The sequence below is a fragment of the Algoriphagus vanfongensis DSM 17529 genome (assembly GCF_000429465.1).
GTDB lineage: Bacteria > Bacteroidota > Bacteroidia > Cytophagales > Cyclobacteriaceae > Algoriphagus > Algoriphagus vanfongensis.
In genome coordinates this window covers 396169-422141 of record NZ_KE386906.1, presented here as the reverse complement: position 1 = coordinate 422141, position 25973 = coordinate 396169, and the positions used below count along the sequence as shown (strand labels likewise).

Sequence of the window (25973 nt, the reverse complement as noted above, 5' to 3'; positions counted from 1 at the left end):
GGCCTATTTTTTTGTTTTCTTTTTCAGCCCAAGATATCCCTTAGGGAAATATGAATTCTTCTATGAAAAACTTAGATTAACAGATTAAACCACTCTTTATCAATTTTTTAAAAATGGGAGAATCTAAACGAAGATGTTTTGTCGTGATGGGATTTGGAATCAAAACCGATTTTGTAAACGGAAGAAAACTAGATCTGAATAAATCCTACCGCCTCCTCATCAAGCCTGTCGTAGAAGCAAAAAATCTGGAATGTGTAAGGGCTGATGAGATCCTTCATTCCGGCAATATCGATGTGCAGATGTACCGGGAGCTTTTGGAAGCGGACTTGGTGATAGCAGATCTTTCTACTGCCAACCCGAATGCACTTTATGAATTGGGAGTCAGACATGCATTGCGTCCTTTTACCACCATCGTCATTTCAGAGGACAAATTGGTCTATCCTTTTGATCTCAATCATATCCTGATCACCAGCTACCAGCATCTGGGAGACGCGATCGACTACGAAGAGGTGGAGCGGTTCAGATTAGCTTTGGGCAAGCTGATCGATTCAGTGATAGACAAAGATGAGTCAGACAGCCCGGTATACACCTATCTCAATTCCCTGATCCCACCAAAGATCCAAGAAGAAATCAAGGAGGCGATATTGGAAGCGCCTGCAGCTCCCAATCCTGCCAGCCCCAGCGTCGGCAAGGCCCTTTCCCTGATTATCCAGGAGGCGGAAGATGCCGTTGAGGTGAAGGAATTTAAAAAAGCCAGGGATTTATTTCGCTCAGCCATGTTGCTTTCAGGAGATCAAAAAGACACTTATTTGGTTCACAGATTGGCTTTTTGCACATACAAAGCTGCGGACCCAGACAGTTTGAGTTCGCTCTACGCAGCTCTAGATCTCCTCAAATCCATCAATTTGGCACACACCAATGATCCGGAGACGGTCTCGTCTGCAGGTGCAGTAGAGAAAAAACTCTATGAGAATGGGCAGGGCAATCAGCATCTGGAGGACTCCATTCTCTACTATCAGCGAAGCTACTACCTACTCAACAATCGCTACAATGGGATCAATCTGGCCATGACTTTGGTCTATCGGGCTACTTCTAGTTTGGCCAACAATGATCAGGAGCGAATTGCAGACCTGATCTTTGCGCAGAGAACATGGAATCGTGTGTTATTTCTCTGTGAGCGGGATTGGCCCATCATTCTCAGCAAGGAAAAGAATGATTCCCCACTTATGAATGATGGCAGCAAAGATGGTCAGGAGTTACGGGAGTATTATTTTTCCCAAAAATACTGGATACTGGTCAACAAGGCAGAGGCGCTTTTTGGCTTGGGAAGGTTTGAAGAATACAAAATGGCACTCGCCGAATCCGAAAAAATCCAACATCATCCCTGGCAAGTGGAGAGCTTTCAGCAACAATTGGGTAAATTAGCATCAGAAATGAAAAAAGTCGGGCATTTGCTAGAACCAAAATGGATCGCTCCCGATTAATACCCTAAAGCAATATTTCTGTATGAGTAACCCACTTTTGGCGCCTTTCCAGACGCCTTTTGAAACAGCGCCATTTGATCAGATCAAAACTGAGGACTTTTTGCCCGCCATCAAACAAGCCATAGAGTCCGGAAAAAAGGAAATTGAGCAAATCAAAATTCAAGCACTTCCGACTTTTGAAAACACCATCGAGGCTTTGGATATGGCAGGAAAGCAAGTCGGTATCGTTTCCGGTATATTTTTCAATCTCAATTCGGCCGAAACCAATGATGAAATCCAAAAATTGGCTCGGGAGATTTCCCCTTTGCTGACCGCCTATTCCAATGACATTCTTTTGGATCAGGCATTATTTGAGCGGGTTGCTCAGGTTTTTAGCCAAAAAGACCAATTGACGCTGAGTCCAGAGCAAGAGACACTGTTGGATAAAACATACAAGTCCTTCGTGAGAAATGGTGCAAACCTCAACCAAGAGGATGCTGAAAAACTCCGAAAAATCGATCAGGAACTGGGGCAGCTTTCACTTCAGTTTGGAGAAAATGTTCTGGCTGAAACCAATAAGTATGTGCATTATGTAGAGGAAGAGGCAGCTATCGAAGGATTACCGGAAAGTATCAAAGAAGCTGCTGCCCAGACTGCAGAAGAAAAAGGAAAACCTGGCCAATGGGCTTTCACCTTGGCTTTTCCGTCTTATATCCCAGCGATGACTTATCTAGACAATCGTGAGCTTCGCAAGACCTTGTTTATGGCCTACAACACCAAGGCATGTAAAGGTGATGAGCTGGATAATCAGGAAATCATCCGCTCTATTCTTCGACTTCGCAATGAGCGTGCTCAGCTCTTGGGTTATTCTTCTCATGCGCAATTTGTCCTTGAAGAGCGCATGGCCAAAAGCCCAAAAGCAGTGATGGACTTTTTGGAAAACTTACTGGAAAAAGCACTTCCCAAAGCAAAAGAGGAAGTGAAAGAACTGGAAGCCTATGCCCAAAAACGGGATGGCCTGAAGCAGTTGGAAAAGTGGGACTTTGCTTACTATTCCGAATTGCTCAAAAAAGAAAAATATGAGCTAGATGATGAGTTGCTGAGACCTTATTTCCAATTGGAAAAGGTAATAGAAGGAGTATTCCAGACAGCTTCCAAGCTTTATGGTCTCCAATTTATCCCCAACAAAGACATTCCTGTCTACCATCCAGATGTCTTGGCCTATGAAGTCAAAGACGAAAGCGGGAATTTTGTATCCGTCTTCTACGCTGACTATTTCCCAAGAGCCGGCAAGCGCAACGGAGCATGGATGACCAGCTACAAAGGGCAATTTGTCTCCCAAGGCCAAGAGCAGAGACCTCATGTGTCTATTGTCTGCAACTTTACCAAACCTACCAAAAGCAAGCCGAGTCTATTGACCTTCAATGAAGTGACGACGCTATTCCACGAGTTTGGTCATGCCCTTCATGGCATGCTGGCCAGAGGTACTTATGAATCGCTTTCCGGCACAAGTGTGTTTTGGGACTTTGTAGAGCTTCCTTCGCAGATTTTTGAAAACTGGTGCTATGAAAAAGAATGTTTGGATCTATTTGCGGTACACTATGAGACTGGAGAGAAAATTCCAGAAAACTTAGTGGAGCGAATCAAAAAAGCGGCAAATTTCCAGCAGGGCTATCAGACTGTCCGACAAATCAGCTTTGGGCTTTTGGATATGGCATTTCACTCCATCGCTCCCAATGAGATCTCGAGCATTCCTGATTTCGAAAAATCCTGTATGGAGAAAACTGCCCTTTTGCCAGAAGTGGAAGGTACCCTGATGAGTACTTCCTTTTCCCACATCTTCCAAGGGGGCTATGCGTCCGGCTATTATAGTTACAAATGGGCGGAGGTCTTGGATGCAGATGCCTTTGAGCTGTTTCAGGAGAAAGGTGTGTTTGACAAAAATACCGCGCAGGCTTTTCAGGATCATATCCTTTCTGCAGGTGGCAGGGAGCACCCTTCCATACTTTACAAAAGATTCAGAGGTCGAGAGCCTCAACCCGAAGCGCTTCTCCGAAGAGCCGGATTGATTTCCTGATTTTTGAATTCTGAAATAGTAGCTCTATCTTCTCAAAAATTAAGATAATGGTCTCCAAAAAGCTCAATATCCCCCCCTATCTTTCTGCCTTGTCGATTATGCTTTTCATCATCGTCTTGGTGTTTTTCCTGATAATTGGCAAAAGCCTTCTGATTCCGCTCTTTTTGGGAGGATTCTTTGCGATCCTTTTTACGCCTTTGACCAATTGGCTGGAAAGAAAAAAAGTGCCGCAGAGTCTATCGTGTGTGATTTCTTTGCTTTCCATGACTTTGATCGTAGGGGGCCTATTGACTTTTATCATCGCCAATGTCGCATCATTCACCAATGATTTTGACAATGTGTCTACCAAGCTTGTTACGTATGGCGAGCAGATCGATGAGTGGACTCAGGCCAATCTGCAAGCAGACTATGAGATAAGAAAGAAAGCAAATACGGACTACCTCAAAAGTGTGCTGGTGGAGAACAGTTCCAGTATTTCTGACTTTGCTCTTAAGACTGTAGGCTCACTATCAGGGCTGGTGTTGATTCCTGTCTTTATGTTTTTCTTCCTTATCTATAGGCATCATCTGACGAGGATGATGATTATGATCTATAGGGACCGGGATCCTGTACTCGTGAGGATGAGGATCAACAGTCTGACCAATGTGATTCAGCACTACATCATCGGAGTAGGCAAAGTCATGATCATTTTGGCAATTCTCAATATCTCTGCATATACCGCCTTGGGCATCCAGCATGCGATCTTCTTTGGAGTGCTGGGAGCGATATTGAATATCATACCTTATGTAGGACCATTTATCGGCGTCTTGCTACCGGTGACTTATTCATTTCTGACCAAAGACAGCTTGTTCTACCCTGTGGCGGTGCTCGTCTGCTATCAGATCATCCAGTTGGTAGAGGGAAATTTCCTGACTCCCAAGATCGTCGGAGGCAATGTCAACCTAAATGCATTTATCACGTTTTTGGGTTTGTTGATCGGAGGTACAATCTGGGGAGTAGCTGGTATGGTTTTAGTGATCCCTACTATGGCAATTCTCCGAGAAATATTTGACCTAAGTGAGGAAACGAGACCTTTTGCATATCTCATGGGAGAAGAACCCAATTCTAAGAAAGCCAAACCAACAGAAGACAATGAAAATTCAGAATAGTATTCTTTACGGAATACTGGCATTTAGTATCCTTTCTTGTGACTCCGTAGAGGACAAAAAAGGAAGGTTTCTTCTCAAAGGAAATGAAAAGCTAGAGGAAAATGACCCTCGTTCGGCCATCCAACTGTATCAGGAAGCCTTGGAACTGGACTCGGCCTATGCGGACGCATGGTTTAACAAAGCCGTGGCCCATGTGCAACTCAATCAGTTTGGTCAGGCGATTTCGGACTTTTCGCAAGCAATCTATTATCGTCCTGATTATTCTCAGGCCCATTTTCAGAGGGGACTGAGCTACTTGGACAATGGTGAGTTTTACAATGCTCGGAGTGATGCCGACTGGATGAAGAAAAATGATCCAGAAAATTGGGAAGGTCACTTTTTAGCAGGTTTGGTAGCCGAAAAATTCGAGGAATTCGATGATGCTCTTCTGCATTTTCAAAAAGCCAGCGAATTGGATCCGGATAATTCTGACCTGCTGGTCAATCAAGCGACGATTCATTATTACCTCAAAGATTTTGACAAAGCCAAAGATTTGCTGATCCAGGCCGAAAGCATCAATCCTTTTGAGCCAAACCTGCATAATCTTCGGTCCATGATCGCATTTGACGAAGGCAACTATCAGGAAGCACTGGATGCAGTCGATAAAGCGATCTCCTTCAACAACCGACAGGCTTATTTCTATAATAACAAAGGGCTCTATCTCCTCTATCTAGGCAAAAATGAGGAAGGAATCGACCTGATCAATCAAAGCATACAAATGGATGAAAACAACCCCTATGCCTATAGAAACAAAGGAATCTATTATGTGCTGGAAGGGGATAAGATTTCTGCGTTGCAGTTTCTAGATGAGCTATACCAAGACTATCCAGAAATGGACTTGGTAGAAGAGTACTTTGAGAAAGCTCAGGAACTGTGATCTACTTCAAGGATGACATCCTGGATTTTCTTGAGAAGCTCTGATGCATCGATGGGTTTGGCTACAAACCCATCAAAGCCACAGTCCTCTATTTTTTCCATAATCTCCAGTTTGGCCGCAGCTGTCAAAGCGATCACCGGAGTGTTAACCATTTCTTTGATGGCGACAGTCGCTTCAAATCCATCCATGACAGGCATCTGGATATCCATCAGAATACAATCGTAGCGCTTACTTTGGCAGGCTTCGACAGCTTCAGCCCCATCCTCCACGCGATCATAGGTAAATCCCCATCTCTTAATTATCTTTCCCAAGACCAAGGCATTGACATCATTGTCTTCCGCCATCAAAAAGTGAAGGTTGGAAAAATCTCTTCTAGATCTATCGGGCTGAGCACCATTGGCTATCGGTGTATTCACTACCTCAAAAGGCAGCTCAAAATAAAAAGTGCTTCCTTTACCCAGCTGGGAGTCGAGCCCAATGGTCCCTCCCATCAGTTGAAGTAGTCTCCGGGTAATCGCCAATCCAAGACCTGTACCACCATATTTGGTACTGAAGCTCGGCTGCACTTGATCAAAATCATTGAAGATTTTTTCTTGGTTTTCAGCAGCTATGCCGATTCCATTGTCTTTAACTTCAAAATAGACTTTGGCCTGAGTCCCAGAATTGCGTAGCAGTTTCAAACTCACGTCGACATTCCCCTCTTGGGTAAATTTCAGTGCATTGGTGATCAGGTTATTCAAAATCTGGGAAAGGCGAGTTTTATCTCCTTTTACCATCAAGTTGAGATCACCATCCAGATGCAGGTTCAAGTCATTCTTACTATCCTTGGCATGAAAAGTCAAGCCTTTCATAACCTGCTCTACCAAGTCTTTCAATTGGAAAGGTGCATTTTCAATGGACAATTTTCCGGCTTCTATTTTTTGAAAATCCAATAGATCATTGATCATGATGATTAGATTTTCTACCGCAAAATTGATTGTTCCCAGTGTGCTTTTTTGATTTTCCGATGGGTCATCTTGGAGCATAGCGTAGACTGATCCAGAGATGGCATTGAGTGGAGTCCTCAATTCATGGCTGATCATGGATAGGAAATCAGACTTGATCTGGCTCGCCTTTTCGGCAGTTTTCCGAGCCACATCCAATTTGCTTTCAAATTCTTTTTGCTGGCTTATATCTGTCAGATAGCCATACCATACCATATCTCCATTTTCCATGGATTGAGGTCTGGCAGCTCCCAAAACCCAGGTGTATCCGCTAGGATCCAAATCACTTTTGACCCGAAACTGACATTGCCAAGGTTCCTGCTTTTTGGCGGAAGCAACAGATGACATGATCACCTGAGGCAAATCCAAGGGATGAACCCTCGCTATTGCCAGAGAGATATCGGAGAAATTCTCCACTTCCTCTTCTGACAATCCCAAAACCGAAGCGATACCTTTGGATAAAAATGAAAATGACATGGTTCCGCTTTCATCCAAAACCAACTGATACAATCCTCCCGGAACCTGCTCGGTCAGATTCATCAAGAAATCACTGCTCTCGGCTAGGGATTTTTCGAGGCTTATTTTTTCCACTACATTCTGGAAAGAAATCAAGATGTATTCCTGATACGGAGCTGCCATGAGCTTGAATGACAATTCCAATTCAAGTTTTGTCTCATCCCTGCGACTTAAAGAAACAGGAAATCGCTTTGCATTTTCATCATGGCGGGCTTGCTCCAACCACTCTTTCCACTGTGTCCCATCTGTAAATAGACCACTCAGTTCATCCAAATGTGCAAAATCATCACTAGAGTCCAAGCCAAGCAGTTTCTTACACTCCTCATTGCAAAGGAACACTGAACCATCAACTTGGGTGACCATGATCGCTTCCGGAGTATTCTGAAAGAGCTGATGAATCAGATCATTGGAGTTTTCCAGCTGCTTCTGCTTCGTCTGCTCTGACACTATCCCCAGCCAAGTAGTTTCATATTTCTCAGCCGCAAGCTTCCAATAAGTTTCCTCTAGTTGGACCTCCAGTGCCCAGTGAGTTTCCTGTGAATCAAGTTTACTGAGTTGCAAAGCTATCTTATGCTCAAGTGCTTGAGGGGTGGATTGTGGCATATTGGTTTCTCCAACTCCCCACTCCAGACTCCGATTTCCCTGAGACCAGCTCCATAGGATGCTCTCTTCACCTCCATGATACTTTTGCAAAAGATTATGTTGGATAGTTTCCTGAAGCGCCAATTTTTGCTGATCAGTCTTATCTCTTGCAATCAGGTAAAAATGCTCTTCTGTAAACTGTACAGAGCATTCCAGATAGCGATAGCCTCCATCCTTCCCCTTAATGCGGGCTGCAAAGAAATCCATCTGCGCATCTCCCCCTCTTCGCTTCCAAATTGCCGTAATTGCCTCCACATCCTCTGGATGCAAGAAAAGGCATAGACCCGAATTGAGTATTTCGGCAGGCTCATATCCCAAAATCGGAGTCACTGCAGCATTGACATAGGTAAGATAATCATGCTGCCCCAGGGCGATGAGATCTAATTGGGATTTGAAAAAATGATGAATTTCCTTTCTAGCCGGAAGGCCTTGCGTTCGGATTTCTTTTCCCTTATAAAACAGAAAATAATTGGAGCCATTGTCTTGGGGCAATTCCAAATGAAAAGCGAAGTCTCTTTCCTGATGGGAAAGCACAAGCTCCTCTTTGAAAATGTAAGCATTGATATCCAAACCGAGCCCCACGAGATTTCTCTCTTCCAATGACTCTCCTATCTGATTTTCAAAGGATTCATTGCCATAAAAAATACTATAAGGATAGGTATCATCTGCAAGAAAAACCATCTCCGATGACTCGTAAATGATCTTTTTAAAAGTACTATTGATACCTCGTTCTTGCATTGAATTTTAAATTGCTGAATCGGTATTTTTCAAGGACATGGAATAGAAAAATCAAACCCGATCACTCACAACGCAAACATACATCAATTTGTATTTCACAACAAATTTAAAGCCTTTCAAACCCTAAATTTGGTCTAAAAATTATAGAAATATCCTATTTTGAACCATAAGCGGTTTCGGAACCCATCTTGAAAAAATCCATCAGTTCTATAATCAATGCTATATTCAATTTTATTCTGTTCATCTATCAGTTTACCCAGAGATAAAACCAGCCTATTCTCAATATCAAACTCCTCTCCCTGTAGACCAAAGATAGGTTCGTCAGATATCACCAAATACTTCTCCCCCGGATCCAGCGTCGTACCTTCCAATGGAATGTCCCAAGCCAGACGATAACGAAGTCTATAGACGACCTGTTCAGCCGTCTGAAATGTCTGATCTGTCCGGATTCGGTGTCCCAAGCGGCCAATCCTTGTTCGCTGGATAAAAGCCAATTGCTGGATCAGTCGATTGGCATTGGCTCCCTCATGAATTCTATGAAATACCCCAAATGCAAGACTGTATAAGGGACTGGCTTTCCAATCATAAAAAGCCATCAAGTCGGTTCTATAGTGCGACACCTTCCATCGTTCAGACGGATCCTCTACATTGCGATAAAAGTACTCCTGATTTTCCACCTTGAAATTGATCTTATTCCCATTGGATAACTTTTTGGTCAAGGCGGCTTCCGGGAAAAACCCGGTCATGAAGACCCTATCCTGAGCATAGACGCTCTGGATAAATACCAACAGAAAAGCAAGAAGCGACAGCTTTTTCATCAAAAAGTAAGGTTATCCGAGATGCGAATGATTATTTTCCGTTTGCTGATGAACACTCCCGCACTATCAAATGTAGCTTCCCAGATTTCATCTGCCCCACTGATCTCCTTTCCATGATATTCAATTTCATAGGCGATTCTGACTCCTTCCATTGAATCCTCATCAAAAAAATCTTCCAGGTCATCTTCCTCTCCAGAATATTGAATCTGAACTTTTAAGACCTTGTACTTCTCATAGTTGGTATCCCAGTATGCTTCTATTGTCTCCCGAATTTCACTTGCCAGTTCGGAAAGCTGGATCTCTACTTCTACATCTTCTATCCGACCAAGGGAGTCAAATTCCACACTGTAAAAATGCTCTTGAAAGCGAAATTTTGCTTCGTAGGAATACCCATTTTCAAAAAACTCCTGATACCATTTTGGCTTTTTGATTTCTTCAAAAGCATCATCCAACCATTCTAAGGCTGCCTCAGGCACCTCGCTCTTTTTGATGCTTTTCTCTTTTTCAATTTTCCCCTGAGAAAATACTAGAGCGGCCTGCAGGAAGCAAGCGGCGAATAAAAGTGAAAATCGGTAGATGCGCATGGCCCAAAAATAAAAAATCTGCAGCTTTATAACTGCTGCATGATGAGACCAATATGTTATGAATTATGCTATGGAGTAAATCTCCTTCAAATGCCCTCCTGAAAGGATAAAAGTAAAGCTTTGATAAATAAATCCAATTTTCTCAGTATTTCTTAGATGCTAATCAATCATCGACAAAAGATATTTTTTAGAAAATCTTAAGAAATTTAAAAACTGGCAGAAATCAGTCATACCCAATACCATAAGGAAAATCGCACGAACTATTTTTATAGGATTACTGATTTTCAAGCTGATTCCATTTATTTCTTTTGATTATTTGATGTAATATTAGGAATCAATCCCCAAGTCAAGAATAAACAAAAGAATGCCACTGGCATTCCCAGCCCAAAATGGAAATCCTAAGCAATCCATTTTCTTCTATTCTCATAGTTTCTAGCCTATTGGTCGGAATCTTGTCGATCTATATAGCCATCAAGCTGGGGGATTCTACGCGATGGATCGCATTGACCATGCTTTTGGTCTGTATTTGGGGCTTTTTTTATGGCCTGGAGCTGAGTGAAACTCGCTTGGAAAACATACTCTTCTGGATTGATTACGAATACATTGGCATCAGCTATGTGCCAGCGGCATGGTTGGTTTTTACTTTAAACTACTCTGGTTTTAATAGGTGGCAGGCACCACATATCCTGATTGGGATTTTTCTGATACCCACTCTTACTTTTTTAGCCGTACTGACCAATGACCTGCATCATCTCCACTATGCCCACACAGAAGTGAAGCAAAGTGGTTCTTTGGCTATTCTTCAAATCCAGGTAGGGCCTTGGTATTACATTCACACAGCTTATTCTTACTTGGCTTATTTGGCTGGGACATTGATCCTGTGGAAGCGCTTCAAAAGCGCTGACCCCATCTATCGCATCCAAACCAAACTCATGATTATCAGCGGATTTCTTCCTTTGATTTTCAATGTATTATACCAAGTCGGATTGATCAAACCTTTTGATGGAATAGACCTCACGCCATTTGCATTTTTGCTGACGTATGCCTTATTAGGTTTTGCCATAGTACGGTATAGCCTCTTCAGCCTGAAGCCCATAGCGCAGACTAAGATCATGGAATCCCTGAGCAAGGGAGTACTTGTAGTAGATGCTCGTCATCAAATTGTTGATTTCAATCCTGCTTTTAGAAAATTCTATGGAAAAGAGAAGTCAATCTCTGTAGGTCTATCTTCTAAGGATCTACTCGTGAATACTCCTGAAGTTCTTGACTTATTAGAGCAGGAAAAAGAAAGCAATCAAACTATCTCGCTGGTCAACCGGCAAAACCAGAAAACCTATCAAGTAGAATCCATACCGCTGTTTGAAAATAAAACGACATATTACGGTGAAATCCTACTGTTTGATGACCAGACAGAGCAGATCAAAACCAATGAGCGGCTAAGAGAGCAAACCAAAGAATTGCAGCAGCTAAATGATCTGAAAGACAAATTTTTCTCCATCATTTCGCATGACCTGAAAGGTCCTGTCTTTGGCGTGAAAGAGTTGATCCACATGACTCAGACAGGCTTGATTACTCAGGAGGAATTTATGGAGATGCTTCCGGAAGTTTCCAAAAACATGGAGCAAGTGGCCATTTTGCTAGAAAACCTCCTTGCCTGGTCCAGTAGCCAAATCCGTGGAGAGCAGATTCATCTGGACAACTTTGATATTGCTATCCTGATGCACCAGCAGCGGAAACTCCTCCAGCGAATCGCTGTGGAAAAAGAGGTCGAAATTCAAATAGCAGACTACCCTCCGACCTGGGTTTTGGCGGATAGAAATATGATGGATATGGTTTTGAGAAACCTCATCAATAATGCTATCAAATTTTCGAAGGCAGGTGGGACTGTTCAGATCAGTGTCAAAGACTTAGGCCAAAGCATTCAAGTCTGTGTCAAAGACAATGGAATCGGCATCAACCAAGAGAACCTTCAGAAAATCCAAGAAGGCGTCTCATTCACTACCCGGGGACAAAATAATGAAAGTGGCACTGGTTTGGGCTTGATTCTCGTGAAAGAGTACATTCACAAAAACAAAGGAAAGCTCTGGATAGAGTCAGAAGTGGGGCATGGATCCAAGTTTTGCATCCAATTGCCCAAAGGCAGCCCGACTAAGAATTAGAGACTTTGTAAAAACCGGAGCGTGTCTACCCCATCCGCATAATCCCATGGCTCAGGACTTTGTGCTTCCCCAAAAGAAATAGCTCCTGGCCACAGGTCAGTGTGAGAGACTACACATTGAATTTTTGACTCTTGTTGTTTTAATTTTTCAGTCAGCTCCTCCTTCGATGCATACAATTCATAATACACCACTGCAATAGGAGAAACTAGCTCTTGACTTTCTTTGAAAATCAAGAATCCATTGTCCAGGTGCTTTTCCCCATTGACTAGGTAGATGGACTTATTGTACTCGTAATTATTGAGAAATTTATGAAGAGAGACTTTTTCAGAGAAAGAATTGAATACATCCAGAATTCGTGTCAGTTGCGCTTCCTCTTGCAAGTAGATTTTGGATACATTTCTACACCCCAGTCCAAAGTAAGTAAACACATCCTCCCCTAGTCTGGCTAGGTCTTCCTCTGATTCACTTCCATCTAGTATGGCAATAGACGTTCTATTTTGACGGATAATGGAGGGATATTTTCCAAAATAGTAATTGAAATATCTTGCAGAATTATCTGAGCCTGTAGCAATATAGGCATCCTTGTTTTTGAGCATTTCAGCCAATTCAATTCGTTCTGCAAAGGCCGGCTCAAGTTCCAGGAGCTGCCCTATCAGCCAGCGCATCAGGACTTCATCGGCAGAACTCAGCTTGACACTGGCCTTATGACCAGCCAGCAGGACCGTCATAAGGTCATGAAAGCCAACGGCAGGAATATTACCAGCCATCAAAACACCCACATCTTGCACAGGTACTTTTCGATCCAAGTCATAGGAAGAAAGCCATTTTTGGAGCTTCTCTGCCTGGAGCATGGCTACCAATCCCTGCAATGCACGCTCACAGCTTGCCGGTGTGAACCAGTTATTTTTGTTTCCGGCTCTGCGAAAAAGATATTCTTTTTGGAATTCATCGAGATTTTCGATTCTTTCTCCCAAAGAGACAAAGACTGCGATACGCGTTTTGAGGTCAATCATGCTGCAAATTTATCAGTTTCTGGAGACTGAAATAAGAATTATTATAAATTAGTTAGTATGACAACTTTTTATTGTGGGTCTAGGTTTCGCTTAGTAATTTTGAAACAAATACTTTGTTTATGGCGATAATGATCACAGACGAATGCATCAATTGTGGTGCATGCGAACCAGAATGTCCAAACACTGCAATCTATGAAGGCGGAATCGAGTGGACCTGGGCTGGAGGAACATCCTTGCAAGAGGTAACGCTTGAGGATGGTACTGTAGTAGATGGCAACGAAAGTCAAGAGCCTGTCTCTGATGAGTTTTACTACATCGTGACGGCGAAATGCACCGAGTGCAATGGCTTTCATGAAGAGCCGCAGTGTGCTGCCGTATGTCCGGTAGACTGCTGTGTGGATGACCCGGATCATCCTGAAACTGAAGAAGAACTGATGGCAAAAAAAGCATTTTTGCACGGAGAATAAAGAAGGCGGTTTATCCGCTTTTTTTTATATCCATTTTTGACTTTTTAAGCGAAACACAAATTCTCTACTGTTTTTTCAAAAAATATTCGAATTTCTATTTGAAATCTAAAATTGAATTATGCTATCTTAGTTTTCAAATAGTAACCCCAGCACATTAAACCAAAACGAATTGTGGAAGATCGAAGAGGCTATGACCGAGATGAAATATTCTCCAAAAAAGTAAAAGCAGGAAAGAGAACTTATTTTTTCGATATCAAATCTACCCGCTCCAACGATTACTACCTGACTATTACAGAAAGTAAGAGAAAAGTAAATGGAGATAACTTCACCTACGAAAAGCATAAAATCTTCTTGTACAAAGAGGACTTTTTCAAATTTGTAGAAGCACTCAATGAGTCGGTGGACTATATCAAAACAGACTTGATGCCTGAGCATGATTTTGAGCAATATGAGCAGGAAGAGTCAGAAGACGAATACAACAGAAACGAATTGAGATGGGAATAAGCCCGGTTTCAAATCGGATTACATTCTGAAAACAGTATATTAGAGGAGGCTTGAGGCCTCCTTTTCCATTTGTTCTATGCAGCGGTTTTTTCTATATCTATTTCTGATAATCGGGGCCTTTGTACTGTTTGGCTGGTACTTTTCCAATATATCTGCATACCTGATCCTCTCCATGATCTTGGCAGCACTGCTGAGACCCTTGACCAATCGACTCAATGATTTCCATGTCTTGGGACAGCATATCCCAAGATGGTCCGCTATCCTTATCTCCTACACCGCTATTATTTTGCTTTTGGTATCACTGGGACTTTTATTCTTCCCACTGATCAATAATCAGGTGATCATCCTCAGCAATCTAGATCTGGAAAGCATCTACGAGCAGATCAAGATCCCGGTAGTGCGGCTGGAAGACTGGCTACTGAAGCATCGACTGATGGATTCGGAGCCAGGCTACCTGTTTGATGAGCTGAAAAACAATTTTATCTCCATGATTGCGGGGTTTGATTTTGGAAACTTCCTAAGTCAGGTCATCAACACAGCCAGCACCTTTTTTATAGGACTGATGGCGGTAGCATTTATTACATTCTTCCTTTTGTTGGAAAATGGATTGTTGAGAAGAAACTTTCTTCATCTGATTCCCAACCCCTATTTTGAGCTGTCTGTGGCCACTTTCTCCAAGGTGGAGCGACTTCTCTCCAACTACCTAACCGGACTTTTTCTTCAAATTTTGGCAATATTCTCTATTGCGAGTATAGGCTTAGGAATATTGGGAGTGGACTACGCCTTGACTATCGCCCTGTTTGCTGCTTTTGCCAATTTGATTCCCTATGCGGGACCTATCCTGGGAGCCACCTTTGGAATCATCGTTGGAATCTCTACAGGCAATTTTGCCGATAGCAATGAGTTCACTTACCTTTTGATCAAGATTTTATCTGTTTTTGCGGTTGTGCAGGTGACTGACAACATTGTTTTGCAGCCTTTGATCTTTTCTAAATCTGTAAAAGCACATCCCCTTGAAATATTTGTTGTTATCTTTGCCGGTGCAAAAATCGCCGGTGTCTTAGGGATGATTTTTGCCATTCCGGTTTACACCATTTTTAGGGTTTCAGTGATGGAGTTCTACCAAGGGTATAAATCCTACAGAATATTTAAAATAAAAACTTCGAATTAATGGCCTTACAATGTGGCATCGTAGGACTTCCAAACGTCGGCAAGTCCACTTTGTTCAATGCAATTTCCAGTGCAAAAGCTGAAGCAGCGAATTTTCCTTTTTGTACCATCGAGCCTAATGTAGGCGTGGTGACTGTTCCGGACAAGAGATTGCAAATCTTGGAGCAACTCGTCAATCCTCACAAAGTACTTCCTACCGTGATCGAATTTGTCGATATCGCCGGATTGGTCAAAGGTGCTTCCAAGGGAGAGGGACTGGGAAATAAATTTCTCGCAAACATCCGGGAAGTAGACGCGATCATACACGTAGTCAGATGTTTTGAAGATGATAATATCGTTCACGTCGCTGGCAGTGTAGACCCTATTTTTGACAAGGAAGTGATCGATACGGAGCTCCAATTGAAAGATTTGGAATCTATCGATAAGAAAATCCTGAGAATCGAGAAGGTTGCCAAATCAGGTGATGCAAAAGCCAAAAAAGATCTGGAGACCTTATTGAAATTCAAAGAGGGGATTAAGTCTGGGCTCAACGCACGTGCTGTGGATGTAGAGAAAGAAGACTTGGAGGCTGTCAGAGATTTGCATCTTTTAACGATCAAACCGGTGCTCTACGTAGCCAATGTGGATGAAAACAGTATCCTTGAGGGCAACAAATACGTTGAAGCATTGAAAGAAAAGGTTAAAGAGGAGAATGCTGAAGTAATCATCCTATGTGCAGCAATCGAATCTCAAATAGCCGAATTTGACGATCCTGAGGAAATCGAACTATTTCTTGGGGAATATGGCCTAGAAGAAAGTGGGCTCAACAAATTGATTTCTGCCGCCTATTCATTGCTGGATCTTATCACCTATTTCACAGCAGGCGTACAGGAAGTCAGAGCCTGGACGATCAAAAAGGGCTGGAAAGCACCGCAGGCAGCGGGGGTAATTCACACTGATTTCGAGCGTGGATTTATCAAAGCTGAGGTCATCAAACTAGCCGATTACCAACAGTTTAAGACCGAGGCTGGATGTAGAGAAAATGGGAAAATCGCCATAGAAGGGAAAGAATATATTGTAAAAGACGGGGATATTATGCATTTTAGGTTCAACGTTTAACGTTTTTTCAAAAATAAATGTAATTTTGCCTCTGTTTATTCACCCAAAAAACGTTACCTATTTTCCTTAATTATTGTCTCATTATTTTTAAAACACCGTGAGAGTAAGACTAATATTTTCGTTAAAGAACAAAGGTTCTTATTTGCCTTTCCATCACCAATACATCTTGGCGCAGTTTCTCAAAGGACTGATTGTCAAAGGAGGTAGAGAAGAATTCTTCAATTACAATTACTTCAATTTCTCTGGTCTCAAAGGCCAGACGAAAGTGAGCAGAAGCGGTTTGCATTACTATTCTAGCTTGGTCACCTTAGTCCTCTCTTCCCAGAGCGAAGAGTTTTTGGACTACTTGCTAGAGCAGGTTTTTGCAACTCCGAAAATTGAATTGGGGAACTTGATTCTCTCTCCTGAGTATACGGAATTGGAAGTAGAACCTGAGTTGGAGACTTCAAACAAATTCGTTTGTATCTCCCCCTTGGTATTGATCACTCCTGCATTCAACGAGGAAGCAGGAAAAAGATTCATCAGCCCAGACAGTGATGAATTCTCCGATCTATTGTATGAATCCACTCTGACCCGTATGGAGAGATCCGGATGGTATTCTCAAGAGCAAATGGAAAGCTTCTACAAGTTTCAGGTAGTGCCTGACATGGTCTATGTCAACAAACTGAAAGAACAGCAGAAGAAATTTGCGAGAATCTATGCCGTCTATGACATGGATGTGAAATATGAAGTGAGAGGTTACACCCTTCCATTCACCCTCTATGCAGCTCCTGAAGTACAAGATTTTGTCTTCAAGTGTGGCTTGGGAGCCTTCACCCACAAAGGATTTGGTATGTTGGATCTGGCTAATCACCCATCAGGAAACAGAACCACTACTTACAAATTCAAAAGAGAAGGTTTTGTTCCTTACAGACCTACAGAGCGAGTCAGACAGAATGTAGCTCCTACAGAAGGAGAAGAAGAGCAAAGCTCAGAAGATTAAGCAACAATAACTCCCCGGTACAGATCGGGGAGTTTTTTTTTTTAGAGCCTTCGTCGATTGGGATGCAAATACACGTATCCAACCAATTGATCATAGCGAGACCCCAAGGCCCTGTAATAAACCAAAACCTCGTATTCATTTTCAGTTTCGAAGTGACTTCCTTCAAAACTCAAGGTCTCAAACACCTCCCCTTTCTTGACTCCATACTGATAATCATACCAGCCTTGTTTGAGTAGCAGGGTCGTCTCATACACTTTGAGATCAGTATTCCAGACCAATCTTGCCTCAGGGCTTTTCCCCCAAGCGGTCATGGAACCCAAAATATAAACCGGCTCGCTCTGCTGAGGGATCGCAAAGTAGAACGTAGTCAACATGTACTCACTTTCTATCTCAGGGGCTCCACCTAATCTATCATTTGTATAGACCAAATATTGCCCATTAAGATCTAAATATTGAGAATAGGGCGAGCTAGGGCGTGGCGTATCTACTTGAGCTTTGGCATAGATCACATCCGGCAATACCTCCACAGAAGCGACATTGACTCCTGTGGCACGCATAAACCTCAGATCTACAAAACGAAATTCATTTCCTGCCTGAAATGTATTTTCTCCATCAAAATTCTCAAAACGCATGGTTTTCGTAGCCTCATTCAAGAATGTAGGCTTCTCTAGAAACTTAGCATTATCCCAACGCTGATTTTGACGCATGACTACACGGATCTGCGCTTGAGGATTGGTGACTTCTCCCTGAGAATAATTGACTACCACATTGAGCTGCTGACTTGTCTGTCTTTCGGCACTTTGGGTAGGAGGCACGAGAGATGCGCCCACAGCAAACAATTCCTCATACACCATAAACTTCCTCGTCAAAATCACTTTTTCTTCATCCCGATCTGCATATACTTTGATCACATAGTTACCGGATTTGGTCACTTTGGGTATTTCAAAAAAGTAATGAATAAATGGAATCCTCGTATTGGAAGAATAATCAAAGTCCTGCACATTGAATTCATTGAAAGAAAGCAGGAAATCATTGTCCTTAAGTTGAGACTTTTGCCAATCCGCATCACAATGAATCAACTTTGCAGTGTACAATTGGGGTTCGTACGCCAAATCGTCAAACAAAAGCATCAGTGAGCTTTGGTCCCGAATAGAAACAGTCGGTGCATTCAATTGATCATCATACTGCTCTCCTACCGGATACAAACGTACAGACTGGATGTGATCCATATAGACTTTATCTTCCAAAGTCTGAGACCTAATCAAATTACCAAAGCCAAAAACTGTATTCAGGCACACAAAAAGAATCAAATACTTCATGGCTGAAAATAGGCAAAAAGGCACAGAAATTTGCAAAACCGAAAGCATATCCCTCCATTCTCTCCTGCTTTAGAAGAGAGGATTTGTTACATGAGCCACAGAGATCAGGCGATCACTTCCTGCAATTCTGAAATCTTGTCCACCAGCTCTTCCCACTCTCCATTTTTCTGATCCAGTTGGGATTTGACAGTTTGGTAATTGTCTTGAACTGATTGTGCTTTGGATTCATCAGAGTAAAGAGCCGGATCAGCCAGTTCTGTTTCCAACTTAGCTTGTTTCCCTTCCAGCTTTTCTACTTCTTCTTCCAATTTGGAAAGCTGAAACTCGAGCTTCTTCAATTCCTTCTTAGCTTGCTGCACCTCGGGGTCATTCACAGATCTCGGCTTCTTTTCCTCCTTTTTGACCTCTTTTTCTTTTGGCTTGCTTGGCTCATCTGCTTGCTGGCTTCTCCAAAATTCATATTCTTCATACGATCCTGGGTACTCTTTGATCTGATGATCTTCTATGTACCAGATTTTATTGGCGACGCCTCGGATAAAATGCCTGTCGTGCGACACCGTGATGAATGTACCCTCATACTGCTGCAAAGCCTGAATCAAAATATTGACAGACTGAAAGTCAAGGTGGTTGGTAGGCTCATCCAAAAGCAAAAAATTAGCCTCTGAAATCAAGGTTTTCGCCAATGCAACTCTTGATTTTTCTCCTCCAGAGAGAACTTTGATCTTTTTGAACACATCATCATTGGTAAACAAAAAGCAACCCAGGACATTCCTCAACTCAGTTTCGGTCTTGGCACTCCCAGCCTGTGTCATTTCCTGGATGATCTCATTATCCAAAGTCAATGCCTCCAACTGATGTTGGGCAAAAAAAGCTTTGATGACATTATATCCCTCTGTTCTACTTCCTGTGATTTTCTCTGATCCGTCTATGATACGCAGAAGAGTGGACTTCCCTTTTCCATTGGCTCCGATCAGGGCAATTTTATCCCCACGCTCGATACGGGCTGTGGTATTTTGGAGAATTTTCAAATCGCCATAAGACTTGCCTACCTGCTCCAGTGTGACTACATCCCTTCCGGATTTCTGAGAAAACTTAAACTTGAAGTTCACTGTCACCTCATCATCCACTACCTCGTGTACCCGGTCCATCCTATCCAGAGCTTTGATACGGGACTGCACCTGGTTGGACTTGGAAGCTTTGGCACGAAAGCGCTCGATAAAGCGCTCCGTTTGCTTGATCATCTGCTGCTGATTTTCATAAGCATTTTGCTGGATTTCCATTCTCTCCTTTTTCTCTTCTTTGTAGAAAGAATAATTACCAGCATAGAGCGTCAGGCTGTGATTGGCGACCTCCACGGTGCTGGAGATGCAATTATCCAGAAAAGTCTGATCGTGAGATACTACGATCACTGCCCCTTCATAGGTTTTGAGGTAGTTTTCTACCCATTGGATAGAGGGTAGATCCAGGTGGTTGGTAGGCTCATCCAGCATCAAAAGAGAAGGTTTTTCCAAAAGCAGTTTTGCCAGCATGACCCGCATTCTCCAGCCACCTGAAAATTGACGCAAGGGCTTTTGTAAATCCTCCGTTTTGAATCCAATTCCTTCCAATACCTCCTCAGCTTTGGCTTTGATGGTATAGCCTTCATGAGCTTCAAAGCGATCTTGGAGATGAGCCAGTTTATTGATGATCTCTTCCGAATGGTCCGTTTCCATCTGCTTCAAAACCTCATCGATCTGATCCTGCAAGGCCAGTGTTTCTTTGAAAGCCTCCAGTGCGACATTCAAAATACTGTCATCTGACTGATAGGAAAGCAAATCCTGATTAAGAAAGCCAATCGTACAGTCTTTCGCTTTTTGCACTTCACCACTGCTGGGCTGATAATCCCCACTGATGATCTTTAGAAGCGTAGACTTTCCCGTTCCATTTTGCCCCACCAAACCGATTTTGTCTTTGGGTTTGATGTGGAGATTGGCATTTTCATAAAGGGCTCGACCGCCGATAAAGTAAGAAAGGTTGGAAATGGATAGCATGGCGCAAAAATAAGGAAACGACCGTTTATTGAGGACAGGTTTAAAAACAATCTGAAAAGAATTATCTTTTATGTCTAAGCTTCAACCCGGATTTTGCATTGGATTCGTAGCTGTCTGTCCCGACGTATATCGGGAAGGAGTCAAGCTGCAAGAAAATCAGTCACTTTATAGCTGCATAGCATCGCTATGGGGAGAGCGAAAAGTAAAGCGTAGTATCTGATTTTGTCCAACGCGGCGGAAAGGTCCGAAGCAGATTTTCTAATGCATCATGCGGATTTAATGAACCACTTGCTTAGCATCCTTTGTTGGATGGTCTGGATACCGGATATATGATCATTGATTTTGAGAAATACACCAGAATATAAAAACGCATCAAACAGGATGGGTTTAAGCTTATCCGATTATGTCAATCTTTTCAAAAATACACCATGAAATCACTCTCTAAAATTAGTTTATTGGCCGCATTGACTCTCGGTAGTATCAGTGCTGGCTGCCAGCAAAAAGGAAGTTTGAGCGAATTTAAAAGCCCAGATGCTCCCAATAAACAGGACATTTCCACTGCAAGCGCTGAGGTTCAGCTTGACAAATTAACTCTTCCCGCAGGTTTTCAAATTGATGTCTGGGCGGCAGATGTACCCAATGCTCGATCTTTGGCTATTTCTGACAAGGGAATTGTCTTTGTAGGAAATCGGCAGGAAAATAATGTCTATGCCCTCGTGGATGAAAATGCAGATGGAAAAGCTGATTTCAAATTCACATTGGCTGAAGATCTCGACATGCCCAATGGCGTCGCTTATAAAGACGGCGACCTGTATGTGGCAGAGTTGAGTCGTATCATCCGATTCAAAGACATAGAAAATAGTCTCGGAAACCCAACCTATGAAGTGGTCTATGATGGGTATCCCACTGAGTCTCATCATGGGTGGAAATTCATTTCCTTTGGACCAGACGGCATGCTGTATGTGCCAGTAGGAGCGCCATGTAATATCTGTAAGGAAGAAAATGAGATATTCGCCTCCATTACACGCTTGGATGTGAATCAGGCCAACCCGCAACCTGAGATCTATGCGCATGGAGTGAGAAATTCCGTTGGATTTGACTGGAATCCCGAGACTGGGGAATTATGGTTTACGGACAATGGCCGGGATATGATGGGAGACGATATTCCAGACTGTGAACTCAATAGAGTAACCGAGGCAGGACAACATTTTGGGTATCCGTATTGGCATGCTGGCACTGTCAAAGATCCAGAATTTGGAGACAAAGGAAAATCAGCCGACGAATATATCAAGCCGGTAGCGAAGCTGGGAGCTCATGTGGCTCCATTGGGAATGCGCTTTTATGAAGGGGAAATGTTTCCAGAAACTTTTCAAAACCAGGCTGTGATCGCCAAACATGGCTCTTGGAACCGAAGTAAAAAATCAGGCTATGAAGTAGTCACTGTCTCCATCAATGCCAATGGAGAAGCTACAGGCGAAGACAGCTTAGTAAGCGGTTGGCTGGATGATGCAAGCCAGGAAGTTTGGGGAAGACCGGTAGATGTGCAGGAACTCCCAGATGGTAGTCTGCTAATTTCAGATGATATGGCAGGCTGTATATACCGTGTGACGTATCAGAAGTAGTTTTTCAGTGATCAGTGGTCAGTCCCGATAGCTATCATGATCAGTAGCAGTAGTCAGCAGGGAAAAGTTTAAACTCTCCGCCCAGACCCGTGTCTTCACGGATTGTTTTTGTACTAGATGGATTTACACATCCCCCATGCCCCCTTCGAAGGGGGATTTGTTGCGTTGTAGCGTCATGATCCTTGTATTCACGAATATTTTAAAAATGAGAATTACAATCACTAGATCAGAAAAGAGCTCCAACGTGACGAAAATGTATTAGCCGTGGGTGTCTTCCCGATAAAATCAAAGACGGAACCCATGGTAAAAAAATTAGATTCCATTGATTTGGACCAAGTAATCAATGCGAAGGTTCTACTCAGTTGCCGGAGTATAGCAAGCTAAAGAGTGATTGGAAGTGAAATCTGAAAGCTAAAGTATGAAAGATGAGATAGTAGTCAGTCCCAATAGCTATCGGGATCAGTCGCAGTAGTCAGAAGGAAAAGGTTTAAACTCTCCGTCCAGATCCGTGTCTTCACGGATTGTTTTGTCCTAGATGGATTTACACATCCTCCATGCCCCCTTCCAAGGGGGATTTGCCGCGTTGTACCGTCATGATCCTTGTATTCACGAATGTTTTAAAAATGAGAATTACAATCACTAGATCAGAAAAGAGCCCCAACGGGGCGAAATAATTAGAACCCAAAGCTCAATACCTCTGAATTTTTGCTTCTAGGTGAAAGGACTTGAATCTGGTCCGCAGTAAATTGATGAAAATATTGTCTTAAAATGTAGGCAGTCTCTGGATAAGGTTTGACTAGCTCCAATGCATCATCTTCCTCCTGCACAAAGCCATATTCCCGGAGCATCCCGGCTTCAAAAATACAAACAGCTCGCTCTCCTGCTTCTCTCCCATCCAATTCTAATCGTATCGCCCCTTTACTTTCTTTGATCTTTTTGACAAAATCCTGAGCTCGAAGATTATAAACTTCTGCTGACTCAGTTTGGTGACAAGCTCCATGACAGGAAGCATCCTGCACGATATCACAGTTTACTTTCCTGATACCACAAAGTTTGGAGCAAAGCTCATACTGCAAAATTCCGTGCTTCAAAAACTCCTTTGCTTCGGCTGCTGAAAAAAATGTCTCTAGTGCCTGTAAAGATTTGGTCACCTTGCCTACTTGGAAGCGTGTGTAGCCATTGCCATCCTGATAGGTAAACAAGCCCCACAATGCTCGAGGCAATTTCATGGCTGCATTGTACTTGGGCCAGATCCTTTTGATTTCTATTGCTTCCAAGAGCAAAGCCATAAATTCTGTCCCGGTCAACTTCCAGGTCAAGCTATGCACCTCTGCCTTCAGTTGCTGCTTGAGTTGAGGATGACTTTGTCCTGAAAAATGTCCCTTGAAGCGATCTCGGATATTCAAAGCCTTTCCGACATAAATGGTTTTGCCCTTTTCATCCAGCATATAATAGACACCGCATTCGGCAGGAATTTCTCTGTACTGCTTCAATGAGAAATTGGGGGGCAAAAATGCTTCTCCAGAATTCCTTTTCAAAGATGAATGAATCAACTCCGGCTGCATCTGCATGATTTGATCAAATAAAATAGCAGTAGCTTTGGCATCTCCCATCGCTCTATGTCGAGCCAAAATCGGAATTTTGAGATGCTCACAGATTCTGCCCAAGCTATACGATCTCTGTCCGGGAAAAGCTTGGCGGGAAAGCTTGACAGTGCAAAGCTTCGAGGATTTGAGTTCGTAGCCTGCCTCTGACAAGAATCGCCTTACAAATCCAAAATCAAAATTGACAGAATGGGCAATAAAAACTCTCCCGTCCAGCAAGTTAAAAATTTCCTCTGCCACTTCATCGAATACAGGGGCATTCGCTACCAGTTGATTATCTATGCCTGTCAAGCCAGTGATATAGCCTGGTATTTCTTGCTCTGGATTAATCAGTGTCTCGTATTCGGCTACGATGGAATTGCCGTCATGAATAACGATCGCTATTTCGGTGATTCCAGCATTGCCAAAATTACCGCCCGTCGTTTCTATATCCACTATTGCAAATTCCATATGGCAAGTTAACAAATGCTGCTATACCCTGTCAAAATTGACAGCAATGGTCAGAACATTACTTGTGCACATAGGAAGCGATTAGCTTCTCGGCACATCGCTCTCCATCCATTGCAGCCGAAACGATGCCACCGGCATAGCCAGCACCTTCTCCACATGGATATAATCTTTTGATTTGAGAATGCTCAAAAGACTCCCTATCCCGAGGAATACGCACTGGAGAAGAAGACCTACTCTCTACTCCGATCAACTGGGCATCATTGGTCAGGTAGCCTTTCATTTTTTGCCCAAAAACCCGGAAAGCCATCCGCATACGCTCTGCTATAAAATCCGGCAAAAACTCATCCATGGAGGAGGCTTCCAGCCCAGGTTGATAGGAAGTATCCAAAACTGTGGAACTGGTCTTTCTATTCACAAAATCCATCATTTTCTGAGCAGGAGCTACTTGGGATTTACCACCCACTAGCCAGGCATTTCGCTCAATTTCTGCCTGAAACTCCATCGCCGCAAGGGGTCCAAATTGACTATAATGAGGCAAATCTTCCAACTCCACGGCAACGACCATTCCCGAATTGGCAAACTTACCATCCCTACGACTGGGACTCATCCCATTGACTACCAGCTCTCCGGGAGACGTAGCTGCAGGCACAATAAATCCACCCGGACACATACAAAAACTAAAAACCCCGCGCTGTTTTCCTGCAAACTGAGTTTGGCTTACCAAAGCATAAGAAGAAGCAGGCAAATAAGGTCCTCGATCCGTACTGCAATGATATTGGATTTGATCGATTAAGTTTTGCGAATGCTCTATCCGTACTCCCAAAGCAAAAGGCTTGGCTTCGATCTCTATTTTCTTTCGATGCAGCAGATGAAAAATATCCCGCGCCGAATGACCAGTAGCCAGGACCACTCCCATCCCTAGGATTCTCTCACCATCTTGAGTCACCACGCCCTTGATCTCATTTTGCTCAAGAACAAAATCCTGGACTCTTGTGTCAAACAATACTTCCCCTCCAGCCTCTAGAATACTTTCCCGGAGTTCTGTGACCAAAACGGGAAGTTTATTAGTACCGATATGAGGATGGGCATCCACCAAAATTTCTTCCGTAGCACCATGGGCTACCAAGATCTCCATGATTCTTCGGACATCCCCTCGTTTTTTCGAACGAGTGTAGAGCTTGCCATCTGAATACGTACCAGCCCCTCCTTCTCCAAAACAGTAATTCGAATCAGGGTTGACCACATGCTCCTTGTTGATAGCTGCAAGATCCCGTCTTCGCGTTTTGACATCTTTGCCGCGCTCCAAGACTATCGGCTTCACTCCCAATTCAATAGCTCTCAATGCAGCAAATAGCCCTGCAGGACCAGCTCCTACGATAATAATTGGGTCAGCATTGGCTACGGAATTGTATTCTTTTGACTTTTCGATCAAAGGATTGGGAGATTCCTGCACAAAAAGTTCTGCTTCTACATTGATTTTGACCTGTCTAGATCTTGCATCTATGGACCTACGGGTCTGACGAACATAGACTTTTTCAGTTTCAGGATTAATACCCGCTTTTTTTAGGGCAACTTTTTTAAAAAGTTCAGCATCATAAGCCTCTTCTGGGCTGAGCTGCAGTGTGAGTGTTTTTTTCATAGTAAGGTATTTATCCTTAAATCCTCATAAA

Annotated in this window: 20 protein-coding genes; 12 read left to right on the top strand and 8 right to left on the bottom strand. The window is 43.0% G+C overall.

The genetic code is table 11. The features are described from left to right. Positions 1-113 precede the first annotated feature (113 nt). From G460_RS0120725 to G460_RS0120710, 4 genes are read left to right on the top strand one after another with little or no spacing between them, the layout of a single operon-like run. Positions 114-1484 carry a tetratricopeptide repeat-containing protein gene (locus tag G460_RS0120725; RefSeq protein ID WP_026957127.1) on the top strand — a complete coding sequence of 457 codons (1371 nt, stop codon included), beginning with the start codon at positions 114-116 and terminating at the stop codon, positions 1482-1484. Between the two features lie 22 nt (positions 1485-1506). Beyond that, complete coding sequence (locus tag G460_RS0120720; RefSeq protein ID WP_026957126.1) at positions 1507-3540, top strand: M3 family metallopeptidase; 2034 nt, start codon at positions 1507-1509, stop codon at positions 3538-3540. Between the two features lie 47 nt (positions 3541-3587). Continuing rightward, positions 3588-4688, top strand: coding sequence for an AI-2E family transporter (locus tag G460_RS0120715; protein WP_026957125.1), 1101 nt, complete (start codon positions 3588-3590; stop codon positions 4686-4688). Beyond that, positions 4672-5604, top strand: coding sequence for a tetratricopeptide repeat protein (locus G460_RS0120710; RefSeq protein WP_026957124.1), 933 nt, complete (start codon positions 4672-4674; stop codon positions 5602-5604). The genes G460_RS0120715 and G460_RS0120710 overlap by 17 nt, the downstream gene beginning before the upstream one ends. On the opposite strand, the gene G460_RS0120705 is transcribed toward G460_RS0120710, so the two are convergent. The 3 genes from G460_RS0120705 to G460_RS0120695 all read right to left on the bottom strand — a co-directional run bounded on the left by G460_RS0120705 (position 5592) and on the right by G460_RS0120695 (position 9885). Continuing rightward, the gene (locus G460_RS0120705; RefSeq protein WP_026957123.1) at positions 5592-8483 is read right to left on the bottom strand and encodes a PAS domain-containing hybrid sensor histidine kinase/response regulator; all 2892 of its coding nucleotides are present in this window, start codon (positions 8481-8483) and stop codon (positions 5592-5594) included. The genes G460_RS0120710 and G460_RS0120705 overlap by 13 nt on opposite strands. 134 nt (positions 8484-8617) lie before the next feature. Next, positions 8618-9301: a DUF2490 domain-containing protein gene (locus G460_RS0120700; protein WP_035464841.1), complete on the bottom strand. Its 684-nt coding sequence runs from the start codon at positions 9299-9301 to the stop codon at positions 8618-8620. Further along, positions 9301-9885 (bottom strand): hypothetical protein, encoded by a 585-nt coding sequence (locus G460_RS0120695; RefSeq protein WP_051316168.1) that lies wholly within the window; start codon positions 9883-9885, stop codon positions 9301-9303. Before G460_RS0120695 ends, G460_RS0120700 begins: the two co-directional genes overlap by 1 nt. A 389-nt stretch (positions 9886-10274) precedes the next feature. Between G460_RS0120695 and G460_RS0120690 the strand changes: the two genes are divergently transcribed. Beyond that, positions 10275-12044 (top strand): sensor histidine kinase, encoded by a 1770-nt coding sequence (locus tag G460_RS0120690; RefSeq protein WP_035464839.1) that lies wholly within the window; start codon positions 10275-10277, stop codon positions 12042-12044. Here G460_RS0120690 and G460_RS0120685 read toward each other — a convergent pair. Next, positions 12041-13057: an acyl-CoA reductase gene (locus G460_RS0120685; RefSeq protein ID WP_342667623.1), complete on the bottom strand. Its 1017-nt coding sequence runs from the start codon at positions 13055-13057 to the stop codon at positions 12041-12043. The two genes, G460_RS0120690 and G460_RS0120685, sit on opposite strands and share 4 nt — an antisense overlap. Before the next feature lie 119 nt (positions 13058-13176). Between G460_RS0120685 and G460_RS0120680 the strand changes: the two genes are divergently transcribed. The 5 genes from G460_RS0120680 to cas6 all read left to right on the top strand — a co-directional run bounded on the left by G460_RS0120680 (position 13177) and on the right by cas6 (position 17278). Then, the gene (locus G460_RS0120680; RefSeq protein WP_026957118.1) at positions 13177-13524 is read left to right on the top strand and encodes a 4Fe-4S dicluster domain-containing protein; all 348 of its coding nucleotides are present in this window, start codon (positions 13177-13179) and stop codon (positions 13522-13524) included. A gap of 171 nt (positions 13525-13695) precedes the next feature. Next, positions 13696-14028 carry a DUF3276 family protein gene (locus tag G460_RS0120675; RefSeq protein WP_026957117.1) on the top strand — a complete coding sequence of 111 codons (333 nt, stop codon included), beginning with the start codon at positions 13696-13698 and terminating at the stop codon, positions 14026-14028. Positions 14029-14104: 76 nt separating this feature from the next. Beyond that, a complete protein-coding gene (locus G460_RS0120670; RefSeq protein WP_026957116.1) occupies positions 14105-15199 on the top strand; it encodes an AI-2E family transporter in 1095 nt (364 codons plus the stop codon). Further along, the gene (ychF, locus tag G460_RS0120665) at positions 15199-16296 is read left to right on the top strand and encodes a redox-regulated ATPase YchF (RefSeq protein ID WP_026957115.1); all 1098 of its coding nucleotides are present in this window, start codon (positions 15199-15201) and stop codon (positions 16294-16296) included. The genes G460_RS0120670 and ychF overlap by 1 nt, the downstream gene beginning before the upstream one ends. 97 nt (positions 16297-16393) lie before the next feature. Continuing rightward, positions 16394-17278 carry a CRISPR-associated endoribonuclease Cas6 gene (gene cas6 / locus G460_RS0120660; RefSeq protein ID WP_026957114.1) on the top strand — a complete coding sequence of 295 codons (885 nt, stop codon included), beginning with the start codon at positions 16394-16396 and terminating at the stop codon, positions 17276-17278. Positions 17279-17319: 41 nt separating this feature from the next. On the opposite strand, the gene G460_RS0120655 is transcribed toward cas6, so the two are convergent. Beyond that, complete coding sequence (locus G460_RS0120655; RefSeq protein ID WP_026957113.1) at positions 17320-18597, bottom strand: type IX secretion system plug protein; 1278 nt, start codon at positions 18595-18597, stop codon at positions 17320-17322. A 104-nt stretch (positions 18598-18701) separates the two neighbouring features. Further along, positions 18702-20627, bottom strand: a complete 1926-nt coding sequence (locus G460_RS0120650) for an ABC-F family ATP-binding cassette domain-containing protein (protein ID WP_026957112.1) — start codon at positions 20625-20627, stop codon at positions 18702-18704. A gap of 70 nt (positions 20628-20697) precedes the next feature. Between G460_RS0120650 and G460_RS23265 the strand changes: the two genes are divergently transcribed. Then, positions 20698-20847 (top strand): hypothetical protein, encoded by a 150-nt coding sequence (locus tag G460_RS23265; RefSeq protein WP_157366992.1) that lies wholly within the window; start codon positions 20698-20700, stop codon positions 20845-20847. 208 nt (positions 20848-21055) lie between these two features. Beyond that, positions 21056-22249: a PQQ-dependent sugar dehydrogenase gene (locus G460_RS0120645; RefSeq protein ID WP_026957111.1), complete on the top strand. Its 1194-nt coding sequence runs from the start codon at positions 21056-21058 to the stop codon at positions 22247-22249. 674 nt (positions 22250-22923) lie between these two features. On the opposite strand, the gene G460_RS22410 is transcribed toward G460_RS0120645, so the two are convergent. Continuing rightward, entirely contained in the window at positions 22924-24303 is a 1380-nt protein-coding gene (locus G460_RS22410; protein ID WP_084421476.1) for an exonuclease domain-containing protein, read from the bottom strand. Between the two features lie 58 nt (positions 24304-24361). Continuing rightward, on the bottom strand, positions 24362-25942 hold the full coding sequence (locus G460_RS0120635; RefSeq protein ID WP_026957110.1) for an NAD(P)/FAD-dependent oxidoreductase: 1581 nt from the start codon (positions 25940-25942) through the stop codon (positions 24362-24364). Between the last annotated feature and the right edge of the window lie 31 nt (positions 25943-25973).

Bases quoted from the DNA above. Each gene is read 5' to 3' on its own strand.
- G460_RS23265 (WP_157366992.1), top strand. From the start codon at position 20,698: ATGTCTAAGCTTCAACCCGGATTTTGCATTGGATTCGTAGCTGTCTGT.
- G460_RS0120690 (WP_035464839.1), top strand. From the start codon at position 10,275: ATGGAAATCCTAAGCAATCCATTTTCTTCTATTCTCATAGTTTCTAGC.
- G460_RS0120655 (WP_026957113.1), bottom strand. From the start codon at position 18,597: ATGAAGTATTTGATTCTTTTTGTGTGCCTGAATACAGTTTTTGGCTTT.
- G460_RS0120695 (WP_051316168.1), bottom strand. From the start codon at position 9,885: ATGCGCATCTACCGATTTTCACTTTTATTCGCCGCTTGCTTCCTGCAG.
- G460_RS0120720 (WP_026957126.1), top strand. From the start codon at position 1,507: ATGAGTAACCCACTTTTGGCGCCTTTCCAGACGCCTTTTGAAACAGCG.
- G460_RS0120635 (WP_026957110.1), bottom strand. From the start codon at position 25,942: ATGAAAAAAACACTCACACTGCAGCTCAGCCCAGAAGAGGCTTATGAT.
- G460_RS0120650 (WP_026957112.1), bottom strand. From the start codon at position 20,627: ATGCTATCCATTTCCAACCTTTCTTACTTTATCGGCGGTCGAGCCCTT.
- G460_RS0120685 (WP_342667623.1), bottom strand. From the start codon at position 13,057: ATGATTGACCTCAAAACGCGTATCGCAGTCTTTGTCTCTTTGGGAGAA.
- G460_RS0120700 (WP_035464841.1), bottom strand. From the start codon at position 9,301: ATGAAAAAGCTGTCGCTTCTTGCTTTTCTGTTGGTATTTATCCAGAGC.
- G460_RS0120680 (WP_026957118.1), top strand. From the start codon at position 13,177: ATGGCGATAATGATCACAGACGAATGCATCAATTGTGGTGCATGCGAA.
- ychF (WP_026957115.1), top strand. From the start codon at position 15,199: ATGGCCTTACAATGTGGCATCGTAGGACTTCCAAACGTCGGCAAGTCC.
- G460_RS0120710 (WP_026957124.1), top strand. From the start codon at position 4,672: ATGAAAATTCAGAATAGTATTCTTTACGGAATACTGGCATTTAGTATC.
- G460_RS0120670 (WP_026957116.1), top strand. From the start codon at position 14,105: ATGCAGCGGTTTTTTCTATATCTATTTCTGATAATCGGGGCCTTTGTA.
- G460_RS22410 (WP_084421476.1), bottom strand. From the start codon at position 24,303: ATGGAATTTGCAATAGTGGATATAGAAACGACGGGCGGTAATTTTGGC.
- G460_RS0120705 (WP_026957123.1), bottom strand. From the start codon at position 8,483: ATGCAAGAACGAGGTATCAATAGTACTTTTAAAAAGATCATTTACGAG.
- G460_RS0120715 (WP_026957125.1), top strand. From the start codon at position 3,588: ATGGTCTCCAAAAAGCTCAATATCCCCCCCTATCTTTCTGCCTTGTCG.
- G460_RS0120645 (WP_026957111.1), top strand. From the start codon at position 21,056: ATGAAATCACTCTCTAAAATTAGTTTATTGGCCGCATTGACTCTCGGT.
- G460_RS0120725 (WP_026957127.1), top strand. From the start codon at position 114: ATGGGAGAATCTAAACGAAGATGTTTTGTCGTGATGGGATTTGGAATC.